30 protein-coding genes are annotated in these 26,268 nt (G+C 58.5%); 16 read left to right on the forward strand and 14 right to left on the reverse strand.

Features of this window, described 5'->3' with window-relative positions:
* Positions 1 to 5 precede the first annotated feature (5 nt).
* The 3 genes from alr to ACR0BT_RS03410 are packed head-to-tail and all read left to right on the forward strand — an operon-like array spanning position 6 to position 2,562.
* Positions 6 to 1,040, forward strand: a complete 1,035-nt coding sequence (gene alr, locus ACR0BT_RS03400) for an alanine racemase (RefSeq protein WP_170800638.1) — start codon at positions 6 to 8, stop codon at positions 1,038 to 1,040.
* The gene (locus ACR0BT_RS03405) at positions 1,037 to 1,819 is read left to right on the forward strand and encodes an MlaE family ABC transporter permease (protein WP_480613397.1); all 783 of its coding nucleotides are present in this window, start codon (positions 1,037 to 1,039) and stop codon (positions 1,817 to 1,819) included. The genes alr and ACR0BT_RS03405 overlap by 4 nt, the downstream gene beginning before the upstream one ends.
* Positions 1,816 to 2,562: an ABC transporter ATP-binding protein gene (locus tag ACR0BT_RS03410; protein WP_480762530.1), complete on the forward strand. Its 747-nt coding sequence runs from the start codon at positions 1,816 to 1,818 to the stop codon at positions 2,560 to 2,562. Before ACR0BT_RS03405 ends, ACR0BT_RS03410 begins: the two co-directional genes overlap by 4 nt.
* Here ACR0BT_RS03410 and ACR0BT_RS03415 read toward each other — a convergent pair.
* Positions 2,559 to 2,987, reverse strand: coding sequence for an acyl-CoA thioesterase (locus ACR0BT_RS03415; RefSeq protein ID WP_480762531.1), 429 nt, complete (start codon positions 2,985 to 2,987; stop codon positions 2,559 to 2,561). The genes ACR0BT_RS03410 and ACR0BT_RS03415 overlap by 4 nt on opposite strands.
* A 104-nt stretch (positions 2,988 to 3,091) precedes the next feature.
* Between ACR0BT_RS03415 and ACR0BT_RS03420 the strand changes: the two genes are divergently transcribed.
* The 8 genes from ACR0BT_RS03420 (at position 3,092) to ACR0BT_RS03455 (ending at position 9,906) form a co-directional block, all read left to right on the forward strand.
* Positions 3,092 to 3,544: a paraquat-inducible protein A gene (locus tag ACR0BT_RS03420; RefSeq protein WP_480762532.1), complete on the forward strand. Its 453-nt coding sequence runs from the start codon at positions 3,092 to 3,094 to the stop codon at positions 3,542 to 3,544.
* A 148-nt stretch (positions 3,545 to 3,692) separates the two neighbouring features.
* Positions 3,693 to 4,469 (forward strand): DNA repair protein, encoded by a 777-nt coding sequence (locus ACR0BT_RS03425; RefSeq protein ID WP_170465292.1) that lies wholly within the window; start codon positions 3,693 to 3,695, stop codon positions 4,467 to 4,469.
* 121 nt (positions 4,470 to 4,590) lie between these two features.
* Positions 4,591 to 5,955: a DNA repair protein RadA gene (gene radA / locus ACR0BT_RS03430; protein ID WP_170406458.1), complete on the forward strand. Its 1,365-nt coding sequence runs from the start codon at positions 4,591 to 4,593 to the stop codon at positions 5,953 to 5,955.
* Positions 5,956 to 5,995: 40 nt separating this feature from the next.
* Positions 5,996 to 6,568, forward strand: coding sequence for a CvpA family protein (locus tag ACR0BT_RS03435; protein WP_480762533.1), 573 nt, complete (start codon positions 5,996 to 5,998; stop codon positions 6,566 to 6,568).
* Between the two features lie 471 nt (positions 6,569 to 7,039).
* Positions 7,040 to 7,195, forward strand: a complete 156-nt coding sequence (locus ACR0BT_RS03440) for a hypothetical protein (RefSeq protein WP_170421970.1) — start codon at positions 7,040 to 7,042, stop codon at positions 7,193 to 7,195.
* A 16-nt stretch (positions 7,196 to 7,211) separates the two neighbouring features.
* A complete protein-coding gene (gene purF / locus ACR0BT_RS03445) occupies positions 7,212 to 8,732 on the forward strand; it encodes an amidophosphoribosyltransferase (RefSeq protein WP_170396815.1) in 1,521 nt (506 codons plus the stop codon).
* A 238-nt stretch (positions 8,733 to 8,970) separates the two neighbouring features.
* Entirely contained in the window at positions 8,971 to 9,219 is a 249-nt protein-coding gene (locus ACR0BT_RS03450) for a hypothetical protein (RefSeq protein ID WP_170396813.1), read from the forward strand.
* Between the two features lie 42 nt (positions 9,220 to 9,261).
* Positions 9,262 to 9,906: an SDR family NAD(P)-dependent oxidoreductase gene (locus ACR0BT_RS03455; RefSeq protein WP_170396811.1), complete on the forward strand. Its 645-nt coding sequence runs from the start codon at positions 9,262 to 9,264 to the stop codon at positions 9,904 to 9,906.
* 61 nt (positions 9,907 to 9,967) lie between these two features.
* On the opposite strand, the gene ACR0BT_RS03460 is transcribed toward ACR0BT_RS03455, so the two are convergent.
* The 4 genes from ACR0BT_RS03460 to ACR0BT_RS03475 form a co-directional block, all read right to left on the reverse strand.
* Positions 9,968 to 10,810: an ATP-binding protein gene (locus ACR0BT_RS03460; protein WP_170396985.1), complete on the reverse strand. Its 843-nt coding sequence runs from the start codon at positions 10,808 to 10,810 to the stop codon at positions 9,968 to 9,970.
* Positions 10,811 to 10,925: 115 nt separating this feature from the next.
* A complete protein-coding gene (gene tatC / locus ACR0BT_RS03465) occupies positions 10,926 to 11,804 on the reverse strand; it encodes a twin-arginine translocase subunit TatC (RefSeq protein WP_170396809.1) in 879 nt (292 codons plus the stop codon).
* Complete coding sequence (gene tatB, locus ACR0BT_RS03470; protein ID WP_170396807.1) at positions 11,801 to 12,259, reverse strand: Sec-independent protein translocase protein TatB; 459 nt, start codon at positions 12,257 to 12,259, stop codon at positions 11,801 to 11,803. The genes tatC and tatB overlap by 4 nt, the downstream gene beginning before the upstream one ends.
* Before the next feature lie 6 nt (positions 12,260 to 12,265).
* Positions 12,266 to 12,481 (reverse strand): twin-arginine translocase TatA/TatE family subunit, encoded by a 216-nt coding sequence (locus ACR0BT_RS03475; RefSeq protein WP_010440381.1) that lies wholly within the window; start codon positions 12,479 to 12,481, stop codon positions 12,266 to 12,268.
* 218 nt (positions 12,482 to 12,699) lie between these two features.
* Here ACR0BT_RS03475 and ACR0BT_RS03480 point away from each other — a divergent pair, with 218 nt between their 5' ends.
* Positions 12,700 to 13,005 carry a hypothetical protein gene (locus ACR0BT_RS03480; RefSeq protein ID WP_170636189.1) on the forward strand — a complete coding sequence of 102 codons (306 nt, stop codon included), beginning with the start codon at positions 12,700 to 12,702 and terminating at the stop codon, positions 13,003 to 13,005.
* A gap of 21 nt (positions 13,006 to 13,026) precedes the next feature.
* Complete coding sequence (locus tag ACR0BT_RS03485) at positions 13,027 to 13,698, forward strand: helix-turn-helix transcriptional regulator (protein ID WP_223117959.1); 672 nt, start codon at positions 13,027 to 13,029, stop codon at positions 13,696 to 13,698.
* A gap of 63 nt (positions 13,699 to 13,761) precedes the next feature.
* Here ACR0BT_RS03485 and ACR0BT_RS03490 read toward each other — a convergent pair whose 3' ends face one another.
* From ACR0BT_RS03490 to ACR0BT_RS03525, 8 genes are all read right to left on the reverse strand, one after another.
* Positions 13,762 to 14,925, reverse strand: coding sequence for a peptidoglycan DD-metalloendopeptidase family protein (locus ACR0BT_RS03490; RefSeq protein WP_480762534.1), 1,164 nt, complete (start codon positions 14,923 to 14,925; stop codon positions 13,762 to 13,764).
* 58 nt (positions 14,926 to 14,983) lie between these two features.
* Positions 14,984 to 15,634 carry a protein-L-isoaspartate(D-aspartate) O-methyltransferase gene (locus tag ACR0BT_RS03495; protein WP_170396799.1) on the reverse strand — a complete coding sequence of 217 codons (651 nt, stop codon included), beginning with the start codon at positions 15,632 to 15,634 and terminating at the stop codon, positions 14,984 to 14,986.
* Positions 15,631 to 16,413: a 5'/3'-nucleotidase SurE gene (surE, locus tag ACR0BT_RS03500; protein WP_170396797.1), complete on the reverse strand. Its 783-nt coding sequence runs from the start codon at positions 16,411 to 16,413 to the stop codon at positions 15,631 to 15,633. Before surE ends, ACR0BT_RS03495 begins: the two co-directional genes overlap by 4 nt.
* Before the next feature lie 118 nt (positions 16,414 to 16,531).
* Positions 16,532 to 17,617: an ABC transporter ATP-binding protein gene (locus tag ACR0BT_RS03505; RefSeq protein WP_170396795.1), complete on the reverse strand. Its 1,086-nt coding sequence runs from the start codon at positions 17,615 to 17,617 to the stop codon at positions 16,532 to 16,534.
* Positions 17,618 to 17,697: 80 nt separating this feature from the next.
* Positions 17,698 to 18,744 carry a methyltransferase domain-containing protein gene (locus tag ACR0BT_RS03510; RefSeq protein WP_480762535.1) on the reverse strand — a complete coding sequence of 349 codons (1,047 nt, stop codon included), beginning with the start codon at positions 18,742 to 18,744 and terminating at the stop codon, positions 17,698 to 17,700.
* 96 nt (positions 18,745 to 18,840) lie between these two features.
* Positions 18,841 to 19,953: a DNA alkylation repair protein gene (locus tag ACR0BT_RS03515; RefSeq protein WP_480762536.1), complete on the reverse strand. Its 1,113-nt coding sequence runs from the start codon at positions 19,951 to 19,953 to the stop codon at positions 18,841 to 18,843.
* A gap of 2 nt (positions 19,954 to 19,955) precedes the next feature.
* The gene (locus ACR0BT_RS03520) at positions 19,956 to 20,735 is read right to left on the reverse strand and encodes an SDR family oxidoreductase (protein WP_170396789.1); all 780 of its coding nucleotides are present in this window, start codon (positions 20,733 to 20,735) and stop codon (positions 19,956 to 19,958) included.
* Positions 20,736 to 20,807: 72 nt separating this feature from the next.
* A complete protein-coding gene (locus ACR0BT_RS03525; RefSeq protein WP_170396787.1) occupies positions 20,808 to 21,170 on the reverse strand; it encodes a SnoaL-like domain-containing protein in 363 nt (120 codons plus the stop codon).
* Between the two features lie 109 nt (positions 21,171 to 21,279).
* Between ACR0BT_RS03525 and ACR0BT_RS03530 the strand changes: the two genes are divergently transcribed.
* From ACR0BT_RS03530 to ACR0BT_RS03540, 3 genes are all read left to right on the forward strand, one after another.
* Entirely contained in the window at positions 21,280 to 22,884 is a 1,605-nt protein-coding gene (locus tag ACR0BT_RS03530) for a peptide chain release factor 3 (RefSeq protein ID WP_480705732.1), read from the forward strand.
* 23 nt (positions 22,885 to 22,907) lie between these two features.
* A complete protein-coding gene (locus ACR0BT_RS03535) occupies positions 22,908 to 23,831 on the forward strand; it encodes a glycosyltransferase family 2 protein (protein ID WP_480762537.1) in 924 nt (307 codons plus the stop codon).
* A 183-nt stretch (positions 23,832 to 24,014) separates the two neighbouring features.
* Positions 24,015 to 25,367: a DEAD/DEAH box helicase gene (locus tag ACR0BT_RS03540; protein WP_170396782.1), complete on the forward strand. Its 1,353-nt coding sequence runs from the start codon at positions 24,015 to 24,017 to the stop codon at positions 25,365 to 25,367.
* Here the strand turns inward: ACR0BT_RS03540 and ACR0BT_RS03545 are convergent.
* Positions 25,364 to 26,266 carry an EamA family transporter gene (locus ACR0BT_RS03545; protein WP_480762538.1) on the reverse strand — a complete coding sequence of 301 codons (903 nt, stop codon included), beginning with the start codon at positions 26,264 to 26,266 and terminating at the stop codon, positions 25,364 to 25,366. The two genes, ACR0BT_RS03540 and ACR0BT_RS03545, sit on opposite strands and share 4 nt — an antisense overlap.
* Positions 26,267 to 26,268: the final 2 nt, after the last annotated feature.

Here is a 26,268-nt window from a genome sequence, read left to right on the forward strand (position 1 = left end):
CGTTTATGAGTACCGCACATCTGACGATAAATCTGCACGCGCTCGCCCAGAACTGGCAGGCGCTTGACGCAAAGACCCAGGTTGAGACCGGCGCAGTGGTTAAAGCTGACGCTTACGGGTTAGGTGCCGGTCCAGTCGCCTCTGCGCTGGCTGAGGAAGGCGTTGCAAAATTCTTCGTCGCCGTTGCCGAGGAAGGCGTGGCCGTGCGTGAGGCTGTGGGCCCCGGCCCGCTGGTTGCGGTGTTTTCCGGACATATGGAGGGTGACACGGATCTGCTGCGCCAGCATGATCTGACGCCGTTGATCAACTCGCCCGAACAATTCAAGCGTCATCGTCAGGCCCTGCCCGATCATGGCTTTGGTATCCAGCTCGACAGCGGTATGAATCGCCTTGGGCTCGAGCCTGCGGACTGGGCCGAACTGCGGCACGAAGCTCTTGCCCTGGACCCGCTGGTCGTGATGTCGCATTTGGCCTGCGGGGATGAGCCTGAACACCCTATGAACCGCCAACAGTTGAACACGTTCAAACAGATGACCGATGGCGTCGATGCGCCTCGCTCGCTTGCGGCGACGGGTGGTACTCTGATGGGGCCGGAATTCCACTTTGACTTTTGCCGCCCAGGGATTGGCCTGTACGGCGGGATGCCCTTTGCCGGGGCCAAGCCGGTCGTCACCGTCGATATGCCGGTGATTCAAGTGCGCGACGTCGCCGTGGGCGAGACCGTCGGCTACGGCAACAGCTGGAGCGCGCGCCGCCCGTCGAAGATTGCGACCGTTGCGGCCGGTTATGCCGATGGGCTGCATCGCGCCATTGGGGGCGGCATCGATACATTCGCTGGTGATCAGCCCTGCCCGGTGGTAGGACGTATCTCGATGGACCTGATCACCGTGGATGTGACTGACTTGCCGTATAAACCTGATCGCCTGCGTATCCTGAACGGGCACCAAACCGTCGATGATCTGGCCGAAGCCGCTGGCACCATCGGCTATGAAATTCTGACCTCGCTCGGCAGTCGCTTTTCGCGGGGCTACGTGGAATGAATCCCGTTTCATTGCTGGGTGAGCTGGGGCGTTCTATCCTGACCATGCTCGCCGCGTTTGGCCGCGTCGCGCTGTTCGCGCTCGATGCGGTTTCGCACATTTTTCGACCACCGTTTTATCCGCGCGAGTTCGGCATCGCCCTGCTGAATATCGGCTGGTTGTCCCTGCCCGTGGTCGGCCTGACCGCCATCTTCACCGGCGGCGCGTTGGCGCTGCAGATCTACGCAGGCGGCGCGCGTTTCAACGCCGAAGCCGTTGTGCCCCAGATCGTCGCCATAGGCATGGTGCGAGAGCTTGGCCCGGTGCTGGTCGGCCTGATGATCGCCGCCCGCGTGACGTCTTCGATCGCCGCCGAGATTGCGACGATGAAAGTGACCGAGCAGATCGACGCTCTGGTCACATTGTCCACCCATCCGATGAAATACCTCACCGCCCCACGCGTGCTGGCCGCCCTGATCACGGTTCCAGCGCTGGTCGGGGTTGGAGATATCATCGGCATCGCAGGCGGCTACACCGTGGCCACGCAAAATCTGGGCTTCAACCCGGCGGCCTATCTGAAAAACACCGTCGATTTCCTTGAGACACGCGACATCGTCTCGTCACTGGTCAAAGGGGCCGCCTTCGGCGTGATCGCCGCCATAATGGGCTGCTATTACGGCATGTCCTCGGGCCGCGGCGCGCAGGGCGTGGGCCGTGCTACCAAAGGCTCGGTCGAGGCCGCAGCCGTGCTGATCCTCGCCGCCAATTTCGTACTCACAGGGGTGTTCTTCTCGCTATGATCCGGATGGAGAACGTACATAAGGCCTTTGACGACAACCACGTCCTGCAAGGCATGAACCTTGAGATCCCCAAGGGCACCTCGATGGTTATCATCGGTGGTTCGGGTACCGGCAAATCCGTGGCGCTGAAATGTATCCTCGGCCTGATCAAGCCTGACAGCGGCATGATCTATGTCGACGGCAAAGACGCCGCCAAAGGCGACCGCGATGCGTTTCTGGCCCGCTTTGGAATGCTGTTTCAGGGCGCGGCGCTGTTCGACTCGCTGCCCGTCTGGCAAAACGTCGCCTTCCGCCTGCTGCGCGGCTCGCTGAAACGCCCAGTCGATGAGGCGCGCGAGATCGCCATCGAGAAACTGCGCCGTGTGGGCCTGAAATCCAACGTCGCTGACCGGTTCCCGGCGGAGTTGTCAGGCGGCATGCAAAAACGCGTCGGCCTCGCCCGCGCCATCGCCGCCGAACCCGAGATCATTTTCTTCGACGAGCCCACCACCGGCCTCGACCCCATCATGTCCGGCGTCATCAACGACCTGATCCGAGAAATCGTGACCGAGATGGGCGCCACCGCAATGACCATCACCCACGACATGAGCTCCGTCCGCGCCATCGCCGACAACGTGGCCATGCTGCACGGAGGCGTGATTCAGTGGACCGGACCGGTCGGTCAGATGGACGCCTCGGGCGATCCCTATGTGGAGCAGTTCATCAGCGGCAGTGCTGAGGGGCCGATTGAGGCGGTGCGCTAGTCTTTCTCACTCACTAGCCAGTTTTTCGCGCTTGCGACAACCTCATCTGGAAGCAATTCGGCTTTTCGAGATTCGAGATTTAACAAGACGCATTTGAACACTGTTGAGAATACAGTTTTTCTGTCGGCAGAGCGCAGCAATCTGTGTCGGAAGGTGACCGAATTCCCGCCTATCTCGAGTACCTCACTCTCCATCTGAATAGCCTCCCCCGCTCGAAGTTCGGCGAGGAAACTACTCTCCGCATGTACCACTGCAAATGATAGCTTCCGTCCCGAACGCATATCGTCTGCGTTCAATCCCATCTCCGATTGGATAGCAAACACCGAATCTGAGCAAGCCGCAAAGTACCGCGAGACATTCATATGCCCCAGAAAATCGCAATCCGAAGGATCAACAATTGACTTGAAAGCCACAAAAGCTGGCATCTGAGGTCTCCCCACTGACAAAAACGAGTTTGAATTCTTGAATTAAGCTAACACATAACTGAAACGCGTCGCCCGATAGGCGGCGGAACACCTAAAAAGTACATATGACCCTCCGCCTCGCCACCCTCTCCCTCCTGATCCTCTACCCCATCGCGTGGTTCGCCCCGCTGATGCGCGCGGGCCTCCTGCCGATCTTCGGCCTCAGCGAGATCAGCGTCATCACCGGTCTCCAGTCCTTGTGGAAATTCGACATCTTCCTCGCGCTGATCGTCACCATCTTCGCCCTGTTCGCGCCTTACATCAAAACCATCGGCACCGCACTGATCCAATGGGACCTGCTGGACCCACGCGTCCAGCCCGCGCTCAACATCCTCGGCAAGCTGGCGATGGCCGATATCTTCCTCATCGCGCTTTACATCACACTGGCCAAGGGCATCTCCTACGCCACCATCGAAACCGCCTGGGGTCTCTACCTGTTCACGGGGTGCATTCTGGCTTCACTTGCATTGGGCCATATTACAGAGATGACATTTGGATCACGAAAACCTCAGACCTAATTGATTGAAAACAGATTTCTGAGTATCATCTTTATATTTCGAGCAGTCAGTTTTGTAGTTTTCGGGTCCGTAGCGGATCACTTCGCGTCTGTTTAACCTTCCGCTTCGGCCCGGTTTTTGTACCGGTTGAAGAAGGAGAACGACGATCATGGCCGCCCTCCACACAATAACATTGCAATTTCAGAATACCTTATTAAGGCTCACTTTTTTCCTGATCTGCGCCGCAGCATTGTTCGCGGTGACGACCACCATTTTATCCGCGTTTGGCATCCTCCCCTGGCTCTCGTTGCAGGCCGGTCTCAGCAACGGTGCAACAATTGACGCAGGTATCTATATCCAGATCGGATTAACCGCCCTGATCCTGATGCTGGTCTTCTATCTGCCATCGAACGCCCGCATGATGGCGCTTGAAAACACCCATCGTAAGTTCACAATGAATATGCAGGACGTGGCCGGGGCCTATCAGGTCGCCCATGCCGCCGACCGCAGCGGAGCCTTTGCGCTGGCCTCCGAATTCGACGCGGTGAAAGAGCGTATGGCCTTCCTGCGCGATCACCCCGATTTGCAGGGGCTCGAACCGCAGGTGCTGGAACTGGCTGCTCAGATGAGCCAGATCAGCCAAGAACTGGCCGAGACCTATGGGGACACAAAGGTCGAACGCGCCCGTGCCTTCCTGCGGCAACGTCAGGAAGAGGTCGAGCAATTCCAGCAGCGCATCGAGGAAGCCCAAATCATCCAGCACGAGCTGCGCCAATGGACCCGAGACATCGAGATCGAGGAATCCATCGCCAAATCGCAACTCGCGCGCCTCAGGGATGAGCTGTTCGATCTGCTTCCGGAACTGTCGGCGCAATTGCAATCCCCCACGGACGATCAAACACCAGGCAGCGTGGTTGCGATGACCCCGCCGCGTGCTGCGGAATAGGCGCGTCTAGCGCCCGCAGCGGACGATGGCCCGAAGGGCCTGAGGACGTGGCGCGCCACCGGCGGTGAGGAAAGCCCGCAAGGGCTTGAAGAACCGCCCTTCCTCGGGCACCAAGGGCGACATGGCAAAGACACAATCCTTCACCTGCTCCGCCTGCGGTGCCTCACATACACGATGGTCAGGCCGCTGCGACGGCTGCGGCGAGTGGAACACCATCGTTCAGGAAGCCCCGCTCTCGGCTGGACCAGCCAAGAAATCCCTCGGCGGCAAACGCGGCCAGTCAATCGCGCTCACCGACCTCTCGACCGAAGAAACACCCCCGCCCCGCACCCTCTGCGGTGTTGAAGAATTGGACCGTGTCCTCGGCGGCGGCCTTGTCCCTGCATCGGCGCTGCTGGTGGGCGGTGACCCCGGCATTGGCAAATCGACCCTCTTACTGCAAGCTGCAGCACGTTTTGCCCGCAAAGGTGTCAAAACCATCTACGTCTCGGGCGAGGAGGCCAGCGCACAGGTTAGGATGCGCGCGCGCCGGTTAGGTCTGGAAGAGTCGCCGGTGCAATTGGCCGCTGAAACCAACCTTCGGGACATCCTCACGACGCTAGAGGCAGAAAAACCCGGCCTCGCCATCATCGACTCGATCCAGACGATGTGGGCCGACAATGTCGACAGCGCGCCGGGCTCGGTGTCGCAGGTGCGCGCCGCAGCGCACGAGCTGACGACATTTGCAAAACGCCACGGCGTATCGATCATCATGGTTGGCCACGTCACCAAAGAAGGCCAGATCGCTGGCCCCCGTGTAGTCGAACATATGGTCGACACCGTGCTTTACTTCGAAGGCGAACGCGGGCACCAGTTCCGCATCCTGCGCGCCGTTAAGAACCGCTTTGGCCCAGCGGATGAGATCGGCGTCTTCGAAATGACCGGCAAAGGGCTGGCGCAAGTCACCAACCCTTCGGCCCTGTTCCTATCGGAACGCGGTAAGCCCAGCCCAGGTTCCGCCGTATTCGCAGGTATCGAAGGCACCCGCCCCGTGCTGGTCGAATTGCAAGCACTGGTGGCGCCGTCCCCCCATTCCCAGCCCCGCCGCACGGTTGTGGGATGGGATAGCGGGCGGCTCGCCATGATCCTTGCAGTACTCGAAGCCCGCTGCGGCATCCCCTTTGCCGGGCTCGATGTCTACCTGAACGTCGCCGGAGGGCTGAAAGTCAGCGAACCTGCTGCCGACCTCGCCGTTGCTGCTGCACTGCTCAGCGCTCGTGAAGACACCGCCCTGCCTGCCGATACGGTCGTTTTCGGAGAAATCTCGCTATCCGGGGCACTTAGACCAGCCCCGCAGACCGAAAACAGGTTGAAAGAAGCGCAAAAACTTGGTTTCACAGCGGCAATTGCTCCGGCAGGTGGCAAAACTGGCACTGTGGCAGGTCTGACACTCACCCGACCCTCTGATTTGGTGGGGTTTGTTGGCGAAACCTTCGGAGCAGGGTAAAGTCGCGCCTTGAGGGGCAGAAAACGAACAGGCGAGGGCCATGGAAGGTTTTACAATAATTGACGGGGTTGTGGCCCTGATCATCGTGCTGTCGGGCTTGCTGGCCTATTCGCGCGGTTTCATCCGCGAGGTTTTGGCCATCGCAGGCTGGGTCGCCGCGGCAGTTCTAGCATTCATCTTCGCACCGCAGGCCGTACCACTGGTCAAAGAGGTCCCGGTGGTTGGAGAATTCCTGCGTGATAGCTGCGAGCTTTCGGTCATTACGGGCTTTGCCGCCGTCTTCGCCATTGCGCTGATCGTGGTCAGCATCTTCACACCGCTCTTTTCGTCTTTGGTGCAGCGTTCCGCGCTTGGCGGGCTGGATCAGGCGCTTGGCTTCTTCTTCGGCATCGCCCGCGGCATCCTGTTGGTTGCCATCGCGTTCTTTGTCTACGACACGGTGATGACCGGCCAGTCTTATACCATGGTTGATGAAAGCCGCTCTGCCAAAGTGTTCGAACAGTTCAGCGGACAGATCGAAGAACAAAATCCCGAGGCGGCGTTGGGTTGGGTTACCGCCCAGTACGAAGAGCTGGTCGCAAGCTGCACCGCCGACAACGCCTCTGAGGGTTAATCAAACCAAATTCCAAAGAAAAGCCCGGTTTCAGCCGGGCTTTTTTGCGTTTGGTTCGGAAAAATCAGATAAACCCTTCGCCACCACAAATATTGCAACGGATGGTCTTCAGGCCAAAGCATCCGTCACATCGGCTTGAGATCGGCTTGCCATACTGGTCTCGGCTCTTGATCACTTCACCGGTTCCCTTGCAGATCTCGCAGGGTGCGCGCCCTGCCCCACGACATCGGTGGCAACGCCGCTTGACAGGTTTGTCCTTCGGTGTGTTTTGCTTGTGTTGCCACATGGCGTCTGCTCCACCAGGTATTGCCGGACTGCATGCAAAAAACCTTCGTAATGATATGACAGCATAGGTCTGTACATTTGTCATCCTAAACCCGCGGCGTGTACAATTCGCACCTGCGTCAAATCGCGAATGTGATCCTTTGATGACACACGCATCGTTTGGCATTATGTGGTGGCCATACCGACATGGAATCGGAGCTGCCGACCTTGCTGTATCTGTTTTCTTATGCGCTAGCCGCTTTCGTGCTTGTGCCTCAGTCCCGTGCAAACGGACCAAAACACACCATTCAGATACCCGTGCGCACCCGATCCGACCTGAACGCCATCCTAAGCAAGTCATAGAAATTGGAGCCCGTGTATGTGTGGGATTTTGGGGATCGCAAGCCGGACACATGATGTCTTTGCGGAAATCTATGACGGCTTGCTGATGCTTCAGCACCGAGGTCAGGACGCCTCGGGGATCGTCACCTACAACGGCGAGTTCTTCCGTGAGAAGAAAGCAAATGGTCTCGTCAAAGACGTGTTCAATGCCAGTGACGCCGAAACCCTGTTGGGAAAGGTCGGCATGGGCCATGTCCGCTATCCAACCGCTGGCTCGCTCAGCGCGGCCGAGGCGCAACCATTTTTTGTGAACGCGCCTTATGGCATCTATCTGGTTCACAACGGCAACATCACCAATACCGAAGAACAACGCGAAAAGGTAACTGCCAAATACAGCCGCCACCTGCGCACCACCTCGGATTCCGAGGTTCTACTGAACGTGCTGGCCGACAAGGTCGCTGATGCGATCAAGGTCAATGGTAATGCTGATCCGATCCGCAACCTGTTTGCCGGTGTCAAAATGACGATGGAGCGGGTTCAGGGGGCGTATTCGGTGATCTGCCTCGTCGCGGGCGTCGGGATGCTGGCCTTCCGCGATCCTTACGGCATCCGACCTTTGTCTGTTGCCAAGCGTGCTGCAACTGGTGACGGCGATGATTATGCCTTTGCTTCCGAAGATGTGGCATTCGGCATCAACGGTTTTGACAAGCTGCGCGACCTAGGTCCCGGCGAGGCGATCCTTATCGACCTCGACGGCAATATGCACGAGTTCCAGGCCGTTGAAGGTAAACTGACACCCTGCATCTTCGAGTATGTCTATCTGGCCCGACCAGATTCGCTGCTGGATGGGGTATCGGTTTACAAAACCCAGATGCGCATGGGGCAGACGCTGGCCAAGCAAATTCAGGACTCGGGACTTGAGATCGACCGGATCATCCCTGTGCCAGATAGCGCCCGCCCTGTCGCGCTTGAGGCCGCAAAGATCACAGGCATTCCCTATCGCGAGGGGCTTGTTAAGAACCGTTATGTTGGCCGCACCTTCATCATGCCGGGCCAGGAAGAACGGCAGAAATCCGTGCGTCGCAAACTGAACGCGGTGCCTTTGGAGTTTGACGGTCATAACGTACTGCTGATCGACGATTCGATCGTGCGCGGCAATACAATCAAAAAGATCGTCCAGATGTGCCGTGAGGCCGGCGCCAAAAAGGTCTACATCGCCAGCGCCTCGCCACCGGTGAAATACCCCAATGTCTATGGCATCGATATGCCCACACGACACGAGCTTGTCGCGAATGGCAAAGAGATCGAGGAGATTCGCGAAGAACTGGGTGCGGATGCGCTGTTCTACCAACATCTCGACGATCTGATCTGGGCTGCCAAGGAAGGCAACCCCGAGATCGAAGCTTTTGACTGTTCCTGCTTTGACGGCAACTACGTCACCGGCGTCGACGAGGAATATCTGGGCAGTCTGGAAAACAGCAGTCGGGTCAGCAAAAAGCGTGAGGATATGCAGGTGGTCGGCAGTTCGTGGAACGCGGCGAAACTTGCCTCGGGGTGATCGGGCGAATCGCTTTGTCCTGAGGCGTCGGCCAAGAGACTTGCGCTAGCGGCCATAGGTCAGAATCCGCCGACAACCTATTGCTGAACAGGCTGCATTTGCAAAGGGTTCGGTATGCGGCATTCGAACCGCTCCGAACCGAGTGCTGCCGGCCTTTTGGTCCGGCAAAGCCCGTGTTACCCGAATGCCGAAAACCACTCACAAAACGGGGTCCGGGCGCGCAGCTCGGCCACAGATCATGGCAAACGCAACGGTGAAAAGCGCCGCCACACAGGCGGGGGCGCTCAAGAAGAACGCGGTCTCGGTATTGGGCATTTTTGGGCCCAAGGCGGACCTGCAAGCCCTGGTCCGCATGTCGTCGGGGCGCATTAAGAAAGTGAAACCCGGCAGTCGTGTCGGCCCGGGTAAGGTCGTCGCCATTGATGAAAATGGTGTTGTGCTGCGACAAAGCGGCCAGAACCGAAGGATCGACATCCCCGGCAGCTGATCCTGACTTGACGCCCTGCGCGTGCAGGTTCAAACCCCCCTCATGACCGATCAGACCAAAATCGCCCTTATCACCGGGGCTTCTCGCGGGTTGGGCGCGGCGCTGGCCGAAGCGCTGGCCCCCGACTATCACATCGTCGCTGTCGCTCGCACTCAGGGCGGGCTGGAAGAGCTGGATGACCGCATCCAGGCGAAGGGTGGCTCGGCCACTCTGGCCCCCATGGACATCACCGATCCCAATGCGATGGCGACCCTGTGCCGGGGCATTCACGATCGCTGGGGCAAGATCGATTTGTGGTTGCATACTGCAATCCATACCTCAGCCCTGACGCCAGTGCATTTCGTTGATCCGAAGGAATGGAACAAGGCAGTCAGCATCAATGCAAACGCCACCTCGGTTCTGATCCCGTATGTCTCGCCTTTGTTGGGCGAAACTGGCCATGCCGTGTTCTTCGATGACCCGAAGGCAGGCGAGAAGTTCTATGGCATCTACGGCGCCACCAAAGCGGCACAGATGGCGCTGGCTCGCAGTTGGGCGACCGAGACCGCACGGACGGGACCGCGCGTATCGATTGTTGAGCCTGCACCGATGCCGACCGCTGTCCGTGCACGTTTCCATCCCGGTGAGGATCGGGATGTATTAACCAGCACTGCGGATGAGGCGGCGCGGATTATAGCACTGTTGTGAGAATGGCCCTGACGGGCCACGCCTCCGGCGGAGGTATTTCTGGCCAGATGAAGCGCGCGGACTAACCGATATGGACGCCGTTTCGCCCGGCGAGGTCGACGAAGAATTGCCAGGCGACGCGGCCCGAGCGTGCCCCCCGTGTGGCTTGCCACTCGATGGCTTCGGCGCGCAGAGTTTCGGGATCAACCTTGACGCCATGAGCGGCGCAGTAGCGATCGATCATCGCTAGATATTCGTCCTGATCGCAGGGGTGGAACCCCAGCCACAGGCCGAAACGGTCAGAGAGTGAGACCTTCTCCTCGACCGCCTCGGACGGATTAATGGCGCTGGAGCGTTCGTTTTCGATCATGTCGCGCGGCATCAGGTGGCGGCGGTTTGATGTGGCGTAGAACACAACGTTTTCCGGGCGACCTTCGATACCGCCGTCCAGCACGGCCTTGAGCGATTTGTAATGCTGATCATCGTGGCTGAACGACAAATCATCGCAAAACAGGATGAACCTGTGCGGCGCGGCACGCAGGTGGTTCAGCAAACGCGCGACCGAGCCCATATCCTCGCGCTGCAATTCGACCAGTTTCAGGTCAGGATGCTCATCCTGCAACGTACCGTGCACCGCTTTGACGAGGCTGGATTTCCCCATTCCGCGCGCGCCCCACAAGAGCGCGTTATTAGCCTTGTAACCCGCAGCAAAGCGGCGCGTGTTGTCCAGCAACGTATCGCGGGAGCGGTTGATCCCCACCAATAGATCAAGGTCGACCCGATTGACCTGTGTGACGGGTTCCAGCCGGTCAGGCTCGACATGCCAGACGAAAGCCGGGGCCGCATTGAAATCAGGTGTCGCCAGCGGCGCGGGCGCCATGCGTTCCAACGCGTCCGCAATGCGATTCAGGGCTTGGTCGTCCATCGGCTCCTCCGGGATGTTCTGGCGGAGTTCAACCATGTTCCGATCAACACAACAAGAGTAGCAATTGAAAAAGGCGCGCCTACCTTGGGCGCGCCTTTAAAGCTATTGGAATAGGTTACTTGTTCTCTTCGTAATCCTGCATCACGTCTGCGTCGGCTTCGGCCTCTTCATCGTCGTAGTATCCATCGGCGCGCAACTGTTCTTCGCGCTTCTTCTCGACACGGGCGACCAGGAATATTGAAATTTCATAGAGCCCGTAAACCACGACAAAGAGGATGATCTGGGTGATCACGTCCGGCGGTGTGACAATCGCAGCCAACACCAGAATGCCTACCACCGCATATTTACGCACTGCCCCCAGACCTTCGGCACTGACAAGTCCGGCCTTACCCATCAGTGTCAGCAATACGGGCAATTGAAAGCACAGGCCAAAGGCAACGATGAACTTGATGGTCAGGTTGAGATATTCCTGCGCCGAACCCTGAAACACCACGCTCAAAGGTGCGGTTGCGCCTTCTGCTACAGCTTCCCCTTCCGCTCCAAACTGCTGGAAACCGAGGAAGAAGTCATAGGCCAGTGGCGTGACCACATAAAAAGCGAAGCTTGCGCCCAGCAGGAACATGAAGGGAGAGGCCAGCATGAACGGCAGAAACGCGTTCTTTTCCGATTTATACAGGCCCGGCGCCACGAACCTCCACATCTGCATCCCGATATAGGGAAAGGCCAGAATGAACCCGCCCAGCAGCGAAACCTTGATCGCTACAAAGAACCCTTCCTGCGGCGAGATGAAGATCAGCCCGCAATCCTGTCCACGCTCGGTCAGCACCTCACATAGCGGTTGCGTGAGGAAATTGAACAGTGGCGTGGCCACGGTGAAACAGATGATCATACCGATCAGAAACGCCACAACGCAGTGGATCAGCCGCGTACGTAGCTCGGCCAGGTGCTCGATCAGGGGTGCCGAGCTGTCCTCGATCTCGTCGGTCTTGGTCATGTCTTGCTTTCGGTTTTCAGCGCTGCTTCGGCCTCTTCCGCCTTGGCCAGCGCATCCGCGGCTTCCTTGGCCTTGCGTTCAGCGGCAGCGCGCGCCGTTGTGGCTTGGATCTTCTTGGCTTGCTCTGCTCGCTCGGTGGCCAGCTTGCCGGTCTCGCTGTCAGGGTCGAACTTGGTTGGGTCGATGGATTTGGCCACGTCGCGCGCGGCTTCGTTGATCCCGTCCATCGCTGTACTAACCGGGTTGGTCGCCGCGTTCAGGCCCTTCTTGATCTCATTGACGCCTGCTTCGTCCGCAGCCTCGTTCATTGCAGTGCTGAATTCGCGCGCCATGCCGCGCGCCTTTCCGACGAACCGTCCGACATTGCGGAACAGCACAGGCAGGTCCTTTGGCCCCACCACGATCAACGCGACGATGCCGATGACCAGAAGCTCGGTCCAGCCCAGATCAAACATCTAGGCTCAGACCTTGTCTTTGTCAGTCTCAGGCGTGACGTCTTTGGCCAGCTCGGACGCGTCTTGTTCTAGCTCTTCCGAACCTTCCTTGATGCCTTTTTTGAACGAGGTAATGCCTTTACCCACTTCACCCATCAGCGAACTGATCTTGCCGCGTCCAAACAGGACGAGAACCACAACAGCAATCAGCAGGATACCCGGAAGGCCAATATTGTTGAGCATGACTTGTCTCCTTCTACGTCGGCGCAGCGCGCCGTGAATATGTCTGGCCCCGTGTCTACGCCCGTACGGGCATCAGCAAAAGTGCGACAGATCAAATCCGCGCGCAAAATTGAACGGATCATGCGTTTTTTGCGGACTCGCATTTCTCAACTGACAGGTTTATGTCAGTTGATATCACCTAGAAGGACGATATCGAAACCTGGTCTACGGAGAACCACATGACCCATGTCGCAGAAATCGTCACCTTTACCCTTGCCGACGGCACAAAGCCCGAACAGTTCATCAGGCTAAGCCAAGCCTCCGAAGCCTTCGTCCGCGCGGCTCCCGGCTTTACCCACCGCCAGCTAAGTCATGGCGAAGATGGCCGCTGGACCGACTATGTCGTCTGGACCGATATGAAATCCGCAAAGGATGCCGCTGCTGCATTCATGCAACAGGATTTTGCACCCGCTCTGATGGCGGCAATCAACCCCGACAGCGCCCAGATGCGTCACGAGACCGTGCTATGGAACATGACCGCCTAAGGGCGGCTCAGACGGCGTGTCATGCGCCGCACTGACCGCCTGTTCGACATCATACAGATCCTGCGCGATGGTAACTTGCACCGCGCGCAGGACATCGCGGACCGACTTGAGGTGTCGGTCCGTACGATCTATCGCGATATGGACACGTTGGTGGCCTCGGGCGTTCCTGTAGAAGGCGAACGCGGCGTAGGTTACATGGTGCGTGAACAGATCACGCTGCCCCCGCTAAACCTGACACCCGCCGAGCTTGAGGCTCTGAACCTCGGCATGGCGATCGTTGCCGAGGCCGCCGATCCCGATCTTAAATCCGCCGCGGACTCTCTGGCCGAGAAAATCGACGCCGTCTTGCCCACGCAGGTCATTGCCGAGGCCGACAGCTGGAAATTCGCGGTCTATCCCTTCGCTGATGTCGTACGCGGAATGGCACATATGGCCCCGATCCGCGCCGCGATCAAATCGCGCCAGAAATTGCAGCTCAGCTACCGTCGCATTGACGGCGCGCTGACCGAACGCACCATCCGACCGCTGCATATGGAATACTGGGGCCGTGTCTGGACACTGACCGCCTGGTGCGAGCTGCGCGACGACTTCCGCGTCTTCCGCATCGACCTGATAGAAAACGTCACGCCTCTACCGGAACTCTTTACCGACGAACCGGGTAAAAGGCTCAGCGACTACGATCCCAATGCGTGATCCGTCCTTCATCTGGCCCCAAATACCTCCGCCGGAGGCATGGCCCGGAACGGGCCATTTCGGTCACTTCAGGTAAGGCTCGGGATCAACCGACTCGAACCCTTTGCGCACTTCGAAGTGCACATATGCATTGTCGCCTCCGCGCAGCGAGGCGATCTTTTGTCCCCGTCGCACCCGATCACCTTTCTTGATGGTGATATTGTCGACATTGGCATAAACAGTCAGCAAGTCATTGTTGTGTTTCACAACGATGATCGGAACCTGATCCGCATCCGCGGTGATCGCGGCGACCGTGCCTGCCTCGGCCGCACTGACCGACGTGCCTGGCGCTGCGGCGATATCTATCCCCTCATTCTTACCCTTCTTGTAGGTCCGAATGATGGTGCCGCTCACCGGGCTTGCCAGCGCCGAGCTTCCCGAATTGGTCGGGGCCTCGGCTGTAATATCCGGCGCAGGCGTTGCCGCGGCAACTTTCTCATCCGGCAATGGCTGCGTCGCGCTCGGCGGCGTAGGAGTTGGTGAGCCTTCGCCCGGTTGGGTTACCGCAGTTGCCGTGGCGGCCGGCGCCGCTGCCCGAGGTGCCGGTTGATTCTTGACCGGGATCAACAGGTACTGGTCTTCGCGCACCATAAAGTCTGGTCCCAAACCGTTCCATTCTGCCAGAGACTCCACAGGCACCTGATAGAGCCGCGAAATTGTATAGGCTGTCTCACCCCGCTTGACCTTGTGCCGGATCGGCTCAGGCCCCGTAGCAACCGGTGCCGGAGCCGCAGCAGGTTGCGCGGGCTCCAATGTCGATGTCTGTACAGATCCTGTGTCCGGTGCCTCGTCAATCGCGGTTCCGGCAATGGTCGCAATATCAACATTGCTCGTCCCACCGACCGAGCGCGGCAAGGCCAGAACTTCACCGTCACGCAGGCTGTCATTTGGCTGCAATCCGTTAAACCGCGCCAATTCGGCCACCGGCATGCCGATCCGGGTGGCGACATCGCCAACTGTATCCCCACGGCGGGCTACCGCGACCTGATAGTTCGGATAGGTGATCACGCCACGCGCATCCGGCGTCGGGCGGTTGGCGGTCGCTGCAAGGGCGGCATCTGCAGTGGAGAACCCGCCGACATTGCCGCGCAGGTCATAGTCATATGGCCCTTCACACCCGGCCAAAATTGCCAGCGCGGCAACACCTGTCGCATAGCGGCGCATTGCTGATTTGGAAACTGCTCTCATTTTACTGTCCTCAACACCTGCCCCTGTTCTCCGGGGTTCTGGCGCCTCTAATATACCTTTACGCTCCGTCTTTTCCCAGCCCCTCAAGCAAGGGCACAAAACGGACCGGCAACAATTCGTCATAGTCCAGACCGGTTTCAGTGCGCGTGACCCGGATTAGGGTCTGCACCGCGTCCGACTGGCCCACGGGTAACACCATGATACCGCCGATTTTCAACTGCGCCAAGAGCGGCCCCGGAGGATCTTCGGCGGCCGCGGTCACAATGATACGGTCGAACGGGGCCTGCTCGGACAGTCCAAATGATCCATCCGACAGCATCGCGGTCACATTCGTCAACCCCAGCTCACGGAACAGTTCTCCCGTTTCGCGCACCAGCCTCTTGTGCCGCTCAACCGTGTAGACCCGGCGCGCCAGCTTGGACAGGATCGCCGCCTGATAGCCCGAGCCGGTGCCGACCTCTAGAACCGTATCACGCGGACGCACCTGCAGCGCCTGCGTCATCAGCCCCACAACCGAAGGCTGGCTGATGGTCTGTCCACAGGCAATAGGCAGTGGAGTGTCCTCATAGGCCCGGTCCGCGAACAGGCCTTTGACAAACCGCCCCCGGTCAACCTGCTCCATCGCTGCCAGTACACGTGCATCCGTCACCCCGCGCGAGCGCAGGGCAAACAGGAACTGCATTATGGTTTCTGCGCTTGGTTCAGTCATTCGATGACCTTTAGCGCCTCGAGCGTGTCATATGCTGTCAGATCAGCGCGCATCGGAGTGACCGAGATATATCCTTCCAGATTGACCGCCGCATCCGTGCCCGGAGCAGTCGGGTTATGTTGATACCCGCCCTTAATCCAAAGGAACCGGCGACCCGAGGGCGAGCTGTGCGGCTCGACAGAGAAATGTGTATCGCGCCGGTACCCCTGCGGGGCCACGCGCGTACCCAGCACCTCATCTGCGGGAACCGGAGGGAAATTCACATTATAGAACAGACGATAGTCGCCCTGCTGCTCGGGTGTCGCATCAAGAATGCGGCGCACCAGATTGGCCCCAAATTTGGCAGCCGCCTCAAACGGATCGTCCAGCCCCAGATTGCGCGGCCCGAAATACTGAGACAAGGCAATCGCGGGCACACCTTGCAACGCCGCCTCCATCGCGCCGCCGATTGTACCCGAATACAGCGTGTTTTCAGCCGAGTTGTTGCCCCGGTTCACCCCTGACAACACCAGATCGGGCGGGGCGTCCTTCATAACGTCGTGCAAACCGGCCAACACGCAATCCGCCGGAGACCCTTCGGCGGCATAGCGACGCTCACCCAGTTTGGCGACCATCATTGGGTGGGTATAGCTAATGCAATGGCCCACGCCTGACTGTTCAAAGGCAGGCGCGACGACCCAGACCTCGCCATCGGGACCGGCCAGTTCAGCCGCGATCGCTTCAAGCACAATCAGTCCCGGCGCATTGATGCCGTCATCATTGGTCAGAAGAATTCGCATGCCCGGTCCACCCCTCGTTTTGCCCTTGATAGACCCGCCTCAGCGCTGCGACAAGCAATGCACATGCGCAATCTGAGGCTTTCACGCACCACTTGGATGAAAATGCAGGATTTGAGCGTCAGGCCGGGAACACAAAACACCGGTCGCGGCGAATGGTCAGCCACATGACACGGCCCTCTTTGGGCACAAAGACGTTCGGGACCGTCGCCTTCAGGATCGAGCCATCATAGTCCATGCGAAACTCGACAAGGCTTTCATTTCCCAAAAACCGAGCACGCTCAACCACGCCTCGGGCGGCAATGCCGTCTGTCGGCGTCGGCGCAGGCCCTTTGCCATTGCGGTCGAAGTCCAGCTTGACGTGCTGGGGTCGAAACACGATTTCAACATCGGTCGCGTCCGGCACACCGGGCGCAAGAAAACGACCAAACGGAGTATGCGCCAACGCACCATTAACTTGAGCCTTCAACACATTGATATCACTAAAAAACGAAACTGCTGCCTTGTCTGCAGGCCGGGTATAGACATTGTATGGCGCCCCCTGCTGCACAATCTTGCCGCGCCGCATCAGCGCGATTTCATCAGCCATTCGCATCGCCTCGTCCGGCTCATGCGTGACCAACAGAACAGCAGCGTCCTCTTCTTTGAGGACTGCGAGCGTTTCGTCCCGAATGCCGTCGCGCAGACGGTTATCGAGGCCCGAGAACGGCTCATCCATCAGCATGATCCGCGGGCGTGGGGCCAACGCACGCGCCAGAGCAACCCGCTGCTGCTCACCCCCAGATAACTGATGCGGAAATCCATCGATGAACCGCATCAGATCGACCTTGGTCAGCAGTTCCTCGACCCGCGCGCGTTTCTGCTCTTTGCTGCCTTTCAGGCCGAACGCGACGTTATCCGCTACGCTGAGATGTGGAAACAGCGCAAAATCCTGAAACATCAGCCCAATCTCGCGCCGTTCGGGCGGTACGCGGAAAACCGTGTCACAGATCAGCTTGCCATCGACGTAAATCTCGCCCGAGGTCTGCATTTCGACCCCCGCGATCATCCGCAATGTGGTCGACTTTCCGCAGCCCGAAGGCCCCAGCAGGCAAGTCACCTGCCCCGCGTGTACGGTCAACGATACATCATCCACGACCGTCCGCCCGCCAAAGCGCGCAATCAGATTGCGGATTTCCAATCGAGGAGGAGTTGTCGTCACTGTCACCGATGGACCCCATTGCCTTTCCCGATCAAATCCATCGGGCTTAGGCGGGGATAACAACCCCGCCCATCAGGCGCAAGGGATCAGCAGCACCCGGTCGAGGCAGCTTCGCCCTGTACAACAAACGGGCTATCCCCGCCGCAGCCTTCGAAAATCCCGTAATGGGTCGAAAAATCGCCGATGAACTCAAAATGCCGTGCAAAACGGGTGTCTTGCAACATCATCCACGTGTTGCCACAGACCGGGAATACTTTGCCGGCCTCGATCGTATGGTGGTCATCCAGTACAAATTCATACGGCGCATGCGGCACTGTGCCCCTGTAGATCACAGCCTGACCGTAATCCTCGCACGCAGGCTCCAACTCCGGCAGCTTGAAAAGACGGTAGGTGGCCGAGATAAAGCTCAGCGGTGCGACCCGTTCTTCAAGAATTGGGTTTTCGATCGTCAAAGGACGATGCGTCACCCGACGGGGATCGCCAAATCCGGCAGCACGCGACATCGACAGAAAATCGTTCCAATAGAGCGCACCCGACAGGCATTCGCCATACAGGATCTCATCCTCGGCCATCGCCTTGGGCACCCGGCGGTCGGCATAGACGTCCGAGAAATACATCTCGCCACCCTCTTTCAGCAGCCGATGCGCACCGCGCAGCACAGCAGCCTTGTCGGTCGCCAGATTGATCACGCAGTTTGAGACGATGATATCGAACGATCCCGGTTCGAGGTCCAGCTCATCCAGCTTTTCGATATAGCCGTGGTGAAACTCGACATTGCTGGCCGAATGTCCGAATGCCTTCGCGTGATGGTCCTGATGCGCTCGCGCCACGTCGAGCTGCTCAGGCGTCATGTCAACGCCGACAACACGGCCCTTTTCACCGACCATCGCGGATAAAGCATACACATCGCGCCCCGCACCACAGCCCAGATCCAGGATACGCATTCCCTCCAGATCCAACGGAGCAATCAGCCCGCATCCATAGTAACGTGTCAGCACATCATCATGAATTTGCGACAGAATTTTCTTGAAGTGATCCGGCATATCATCCGGAGTACAGCAGGCATTTGTTTGCAAATCCGCGCTGCCTTGCAACACCTCACCATAGTAGTTCTGCACAGCCTCGTGCTTCATCGGGGCAATCCTTTTGTCACTGGTCTTTTGCAGCTAGTGCAGCAATCCACACCACGCAATCCACCAGCGCCCGATCTGACGAAACCGTGACAGGGCTCAGGCGAGCAGGTCGAAATCCACGCCTGCGTGCACGCGGCCGTTCACTTGAATCTCTAACCGATGCGGCCCAGGAACCAACTTGAATGTTGTTGCATTGCCCTTCAGCTTGTGCCGCTTTCTAAGTGTCAACTGACCACCTTTAAGCTCGGCCTGTTTCAACTTGTGAACCTTGGGTGAGATCTTTCCGCCAGGTCGTTGGAAATGAACGATATAGTCGACCAAGACTGGCTGATCTTCTGCGCCGCTTAGGCGGATTTCAAACTCCAGCGCTTCACCAATCCGGGCCGGACCGTTTACCTGAATCTCAACCGCAATATCTGCATCGGGATCGTATCCAAGCACCTTCATCGCCTTGGGATGCCCAGATTTCACAAGGCCTCGTAATGCATGAGATGTCATCCAGTTCAGTTCATCCTTGTCCTGCCGCCCTGCCTTGCCCCAATCCCGCAGACGTTCCAGCACCAGATCGGGGTCTTTCTTGGTGATATCATTCAGATGATTGGCGACCGAGCGCGTCACATAGCGCGTCCGATCCCCGTGCAACCGGTCCAATAACGGCAATGGGTCTGACATTGCCAAGCCAACGGCCTGCCCCCACGGTAAACGCGGCCGCGTGCCCTCGCTGACCAGACGACGCACGTGATAGCTGGGATGGGTGCACCAGCCCTGCATCCGCGCCATGACCAGTTCGGAGTGGTGATTGAGGAACGGGCGGATCGCCCATTCCATCGAAAATCTCTGGGTCAGCTCTTCGAATACATCCAGCGCCAAAGCGGGATGATCCAGGCCGATCGTACAAACCCAATCACCCAAGGGCGCAAAGATGAAGTCTCCGAAGTCATCATCACTTTTGGCGGGGTCCAGCGGAGGCGGCAGCGCCCGCAGAATGACCGGTGCCACTGCCGGCAAATCGCCGGGCACCGATTCTTGCAGACACTCTGCAATCCACGCCATACGCTCTTTCAGTTCAAGCTCGGGCAAACGCGACATCACTTTCGCCGCGAATGCTTCTTCCTTGAAATCGGAATCAACCTTGGCGAACAAGCCCGCAAGAAAGCTTACCTTTTCCGCGTTGAACAACTGATCTTTCAGAGAAAAGTTCTGTGCCATACCTACATCGTCAGATTGGTGCCACCACCGTCCAGCAAAATGTTCTGCCCGACAATGAACCCGGCGTGTTGCGAGCATAGAAACGCGCAGGTCGCCCCAAACTCTTCCCTCGTGCCATAGCGTCTCGCTGGGATGGTTGCAGCGCGTTCAGCCCGTGCCTCGGCCATCGAAATACCTTTCTGCTCTGACACCCCGCCATCCAGCGCGTTCGCGCGGTCGGTGGCGTGGATACCTGGCAGCAGATTATTAATCGTCACGCCATGTGGCGCCACCTGGCGCGATGTGCCCGCAACATAGCCGGTTAATCCAGTTCGCGCCGCATTCGACAGGCCCAGCACCGCAATCGGCGCGCGTACCGACTGCGAGGTGATATTCACCACGCGACCCCAGCCCTTATCCATCATGCCCGGCAGCAGAGCCTTCATGAAAGCTATGGGTGTCAGCATATTGGCATCCAGCGCTTTGATGAAATCATCACGCTCCCAGTCTGACCACATGCCGGGCGGAGGGCCACCCGCGTTTGTGACAAGGATATCAGCACCCTGCGCGGCACTTATCACCTCGGCCTGACCCTCTGGTGTGGTAACATCACAAGCCACTGTCTGCACGGCAACGCCATATGATGATCGCAAACGCGTGGCTTCGGCCTCCAACGTTTCAGCTCCGCGTGCGTTCATCACAAGATCGACGCCGGCTTCGGCCAACGCCTCGGCACAGCCCAATCCCAAGCCTTTGCTGCTGGCACAAACCAGCGCGCGTTTTCCGCGAATTCCCAAGTCCATTCTGACCCTCCCTATCTTCGGCACACATCTAACATCGGCCCGGCAAAGAAGGCCAGAATGGGATCTTGCGGATTAATAAAAGAACTCTTCACGCACGATCTTGCCATCGGCGACGTGATAAACACCGACCTCACGCATATCAAAGCTTTCACCGGTTTCTTTCACCTTGCCCTGCACTTCAAAGATCACGGCAAAGCGGTCGTCACCATGCGGGTACGGGCCACTGACGGACGCGCCCGATACTTCATGAGCGCCTTCCCACCATTCGTGCTTGCCACGAATGGCTTCTAATCCGTGCGTCTCGCGCCCCATGCCCGCAAAATCCTGTCCCTCAACAGAAACAGCATCCGAGGCATAAAGCTTCTCGAGGTTCTCCTTGGCCCGGTTCTCGCGGCATCCAGCAACCAGTTCGTCTGCGATTTCTTTCAAATTCATTGGTCCACTCCATATTTTGTTCACTATATGTTCTTATTGCCACAGCCACATGATTCGAACCACCCCCTTTGTCTTGCCTCAGTTGGATTCCCCGCCTATACGCGCGCTTATGCTTGATACTTCGAACCAACCCACCCTGCCGCCCGAGATCGCTCGTCGCCGGACATTCGCTATCATCTCGCACCCGGATGCGGGCAAGACGACGCTGACGGAAAAGTTTCTGCTGTACGGCGGCGCGATCCAGATGGCTGGACAGGTACGGGCCAAGGGTGAGGCACGGCGGACGCGGTCGGACTTCATGCAGATGGAGAAAGATCGCGGTATCTCGGTCTCAGCCTCGGCCATGTCATTCGACTACGGGAACTTCCGGTTCAATCTTGTGGACACACCCGGCCACTCGGATTTCTCCGAAGACACCTATCGCACCCTGACAGCCGTAGACGCCGCCGTCATGGTCATTGACGGTGCGAAAGGTGTGGAAAGCCAGACGCAGAAACTGTTCGAGGTCTGCCGCCTGCGCGATTTGCCGATCCTGACATTCTGTAACAAGATGGACCGCGAAAGCCGCGACACGTTCGAGATCATCGACGAAATTCAAGAGATGTTGGCGATCGACGTCACGCCCGCCGCGTGGCCGATAGGCGTAGGTCGCGATTTCATCGGCTGTTACGACATGCTGCGCGACCGACTGGAACTGATGGACCGCGCCGACCGCAACAAGGTGGCCGAGAGCATTCAGATCGACGGGCTGGACGACCCCAAACTGGCCGAGCACGTGCCTGCCGAACTGCTGGATAAGCTGCTGGAAGAGGTTGAGATGGCGCGCGAATTGCTGCCCAAGCTCGACCCGCAGGCGGTGTTGGAAGGCCACATGACGCCGATCTGGTTTGGTTCGGCCATCAACTCATTTGGCGTCAAGGAACTGATGGAAGGCATCGGTGCCTATGGCCCGCAGCCGCAGGTTCAGTCGGCTGAGCCCCGTCAGATCGCGCCCGATGAAAAGAAGGTCGCCGGTTTCGTGTTCAAGGTGCAGGCCAATATGGATCCCAAACACCGCGACCGGGTGGCGTTTGTCCGCATGGCCTCGGGCCATTTCAAACGTGGCATGAAGCTAACGCATGTGCGATCGAAGAAACCGATGGCAATATCGAACCCCGTGCTGTTCCTCGCCTCTGACCGGGAACTGGCCGAGGAAGCCTGGGCCGGAGACATCATCGGCATTCCCAACCACGGTCAGCTGCGCATCGGCGACACGCTGACCGAAGGTGAGGCGATCCGGGTGACCGGCATCCCGTCCTTCGCGCCGGAACTGCTGCAAACCGTGCGTGCAGGCGATCCGATGAAAGCCAAACATCTGGAAAAAGCGCTGATGCAGTTTGCCGAGGAAGGTGCCGCGAAGGTATTCAAACCTTCGATTGGGTCGGGCTTCATCGTCGGAGTCGTCGGTGCGCTGCAATTCGAGGTGCTCGCCAGCCGGATTGAGATGGAATACGGCCTGCCTGTGCGGTTTGAGGCGTCTCAGTTCACCTCGGCCCGTTGGGTCAGTGGCAACAAGGTTGAGATCGACAAATTCGTCAACGCCAACAAGCAGCATATTGCCCATGATCACGATGGAGATATCGTCTATCTAACGCGGCTGCAGTGGGACATCGACCGGGTCGTCCGCGATTATCCCGAGCTGAGCCTGACCGCGACGAAGGAAATGATGACCTGACGGACTCTGCGGGCAATCCAGAAGTGACCACATGGGGGATTGTGTCCACGATCCGCGCCCCGCGTGAGGATATTTTGCGCTTTGCCGCCCACCACCTCGATATCGGCGCGGACCGGATTCACATCTTTCTAGACGAGCCGGTCCAGGGGGACATCTCAGCCCTGCGCGAGCATCCCCGGATCCGGGTGCGTACCTGCGATGCGGCGTTCTGGAAGCGTCGCAGGCGTGAGAGGCCGGACAAACATCAGGTTCGCCAATCCTCGAATGCGAATTTGATCTACAACAGGACTGATCTGGACTGGGTCGCACATATCGATGTCGATGAGTTTCTGTGGCCGATGTCCCCGATCCCCGACCTGCTGCGCGACATTCCCGATGACATCCCCGCCGTCCGCGTCCGCCCGATTGAGGCGCTGGCGGTTGGCCAGGACCTCTACAAAGCGTTCATTCCCGAAGGTCAGAATCGACAAGCGCTGGTCGAAGCGCTCTATCCCAATTTCGGCACTTACGTTCTGGCCGGTTTCATGAGCCACATTCAGGGCAAACTGTTCGTACGCGGCGGTTTGAAAAAACTGAGCGACCGTATCCACAACCTCTATCAGCACGGTGAGTTTCTGCCAGTCAGAACCGAGCTTCCTCAGATCGATCTGTGTCATCGCCACGCCCCGGATTGGGAGCATTGGCTGGCGCATTATCGTTTCCGCCTCGAACGCGGCTCGTACCAGGCCAGCCCGGATCGCCCGCGAAAGATCGGTGCGCTAGACAGGTACGAATTGATCACCCTTCTGGAAACCGAATACGGGCTCGATGGCCTGCGGGAATTTTACGATGAAATCAGCGCTGCTGACCCGGAAGTGCTGGAACGGCTTGAGGATAACGACATGATCCGTCACCGGCCGCTTGATCTGGACCAAAAAGTCGCGAAACACTTTCCCGGAACCATCTGAATTGTTGCGGAAATCCTTGTTACCGGCAGATTTGCCACGGATTAAACCGACTTCATTTGACCCTGCCCCACGTTTTTGTTATGCCCGCGCCACAGCCGAAACGCGCATGGGGCGCATGGCCATCCGGGCCCGGCATTTTCAGACGCGCGGGCCAGGTCTAGTGTCCGCTTGAACCGGACATACATGACAAAGTTTAACGAACTGAACCTGAACCCGAAGGTCCTCAAGGCAATTGAGGAAGCCGGATACGAAACTCCGACCCCGATCCAAGAAGGCGCAATTCCAGCCGCGCTGGAAGGGCGCGATGTTCTGGGGATCGCCCAAACCGGCACCGGCAAAACCGCCAGCTTCACCCTACCGATGATCACATTGCTGGCCCGTGGGCGCGCCCGCGCACGCATGCCACGCTCGCTGGTCTTGTGCCCGACGCGGGAACTGGCAGCGCAGGTGGCCGAGAATTTCGATACCTACGCCAAGCACCTCAAGCTGACCAAAGCACTGTTGATCGGTGGCGTTTCCTTCAAGGAACAGGATGCTCTGATTGACCGCGGTGTTGACGTGCTGATTGCCACTCCGGGCCGTCTGCTGGATCATTTCGAACGCGGGAAGCTGCTTCTGACAGGCGTTCAGATCATGGTGGTGGACGAAGCTGATCGGATGCTCGACATGGGCTTCATTCCTGATATCGAGCGCATCTTCTCGCTGACGCCATTCACCCGCCAGACGCTGTTCTTCTCGGCCACCATGGCGCCCGAGATCGAACGGATCACCGATACTTTCCTGTCGGCCCCCACCCGGGTCGAAGTTGCGCGTCAGGCCACCGCTTCGGAAACTATCGAACAAGGCGTGGTGATGTTCAAAGGTGGTCGCCGGGATCGAGAGGCCAGCCAGAAACGCAAGACCCTGCGCGCATTGATCGATGCCGAGGGCGACAAATGCACCAACGCGATCATCTTCTGCAACCGCAAGACCGATGTAGATATCTGCGCCAAGTCGCTGAAGAAATACGGCTATAATGCCGCCGCGATCCATGGCGATCTGGATCAGTCGCAGCGGATGAAAACACTGGACGGATTCCGCGATGGATCACTGCGGCTGCTGGTGGCTTCGGACGTTGCTGCGCGGGGTCTGGATATCCCCTCGGTCAGCCACGTGTTCAACTTCGATGTTCCCGGCCATGCCGAGGATTATGTCCACCGCATCGGTCGTACCGGTCGCGCCGGGCGCGAAGGCAAGGCAATCACGATCTGCTCGGGCCGCGATGAAAAGGCGCTGGCCGCGATCGAGAGCCTGATCCAGAAGGACATTCCGCGCATCGACAATCCGGTCAAGGCCGATGAGCCCAAGCCCGAGGCGCCAAAGCCAGAGAAGAAGGCCAAAGCGTCGGACAACAAAAAGAGCGAGAGCCGCAAAGAGCGAGAGCCCAAAACCCGTGGTCGTGGGCGTCGCGACGATGGCGGGCCAGCAGTTGTAGGCATGGGGGATCACCTCCCCAGCTTTATCGCTCTCAGCTTTGATGAGCGTCGCGCTGGCTAGATTGTCAGCACAAGCGCCAATATCGACAAGCCAAGCAACGTCATCCCGGCGATCTCGCGACGGGTGATGGTTTCACGGAAAAACAGCAGCGATGCGATCAGGCTGAGGATCAGTTCGATCTGACCCAAGGCCTTTACATAGGCTGCGTTCTGCAACGTGAAGGCGAAGAACCAGCAAAACGAACCACAGAGGCTGGTCAGGCCGACAAAAACACCGGTCCGGCGAGTCTCCCACACCGCGCGCAGCTCGGCCCTGTCTCGCCAAAGCAGCCACAGCCACATACTGAGAAATTGGAACGTTACCACGACGGCCAGCGTCACAAGTGCTCGGAACCACGCATCGATGTCGCCCAATTGCAAAGAGGCACCGCGATAGCTGACCGAGGAGAATGCGAATAACACGCCTGACCCCAGTCCAAGACGCGAGGCTTTGTTTGTCAGATGTTGCCACCAAGCGCCGCTGCCTCCGGGCGTTTTTGACAACAACAGGACGGCCAGCAACCCAAGCAGTATTGCCCCCAGCGCCCCGGTAGAGACCTGATCGCCGAGGACAAGGAACCCCACAATAGCGGTTTGAATCACCTCAGTTTTCTTAAACGTAATCCCTACCGCAAAGTTGCGCTGCTTGAACAATGCCACAACGCAGATCGTGGCCAATATCTGTGTGGTCCCGCCGATGACAGCAAATATCCAGAACTTCGCCGTCAGCGCTGGCAGTTCGTACCCTGTCGCGCCCAAAGCAATGAAAAGCCCCAGCAAGGCCAATGGCATGGAATAGGCGAATCGTGCAAATGTCGCCCCGGCGGCCGAAAGCTTCACGCTGCTCAGGGATTTCTGCAGCATAAACCGCACCGTCTGGAACGATGCGGCCGCGATGGTGACGGGAATCCATAAACTCATGG

The organism is Ruegeria sp. CJ6 (assembly GCF_056536665.1).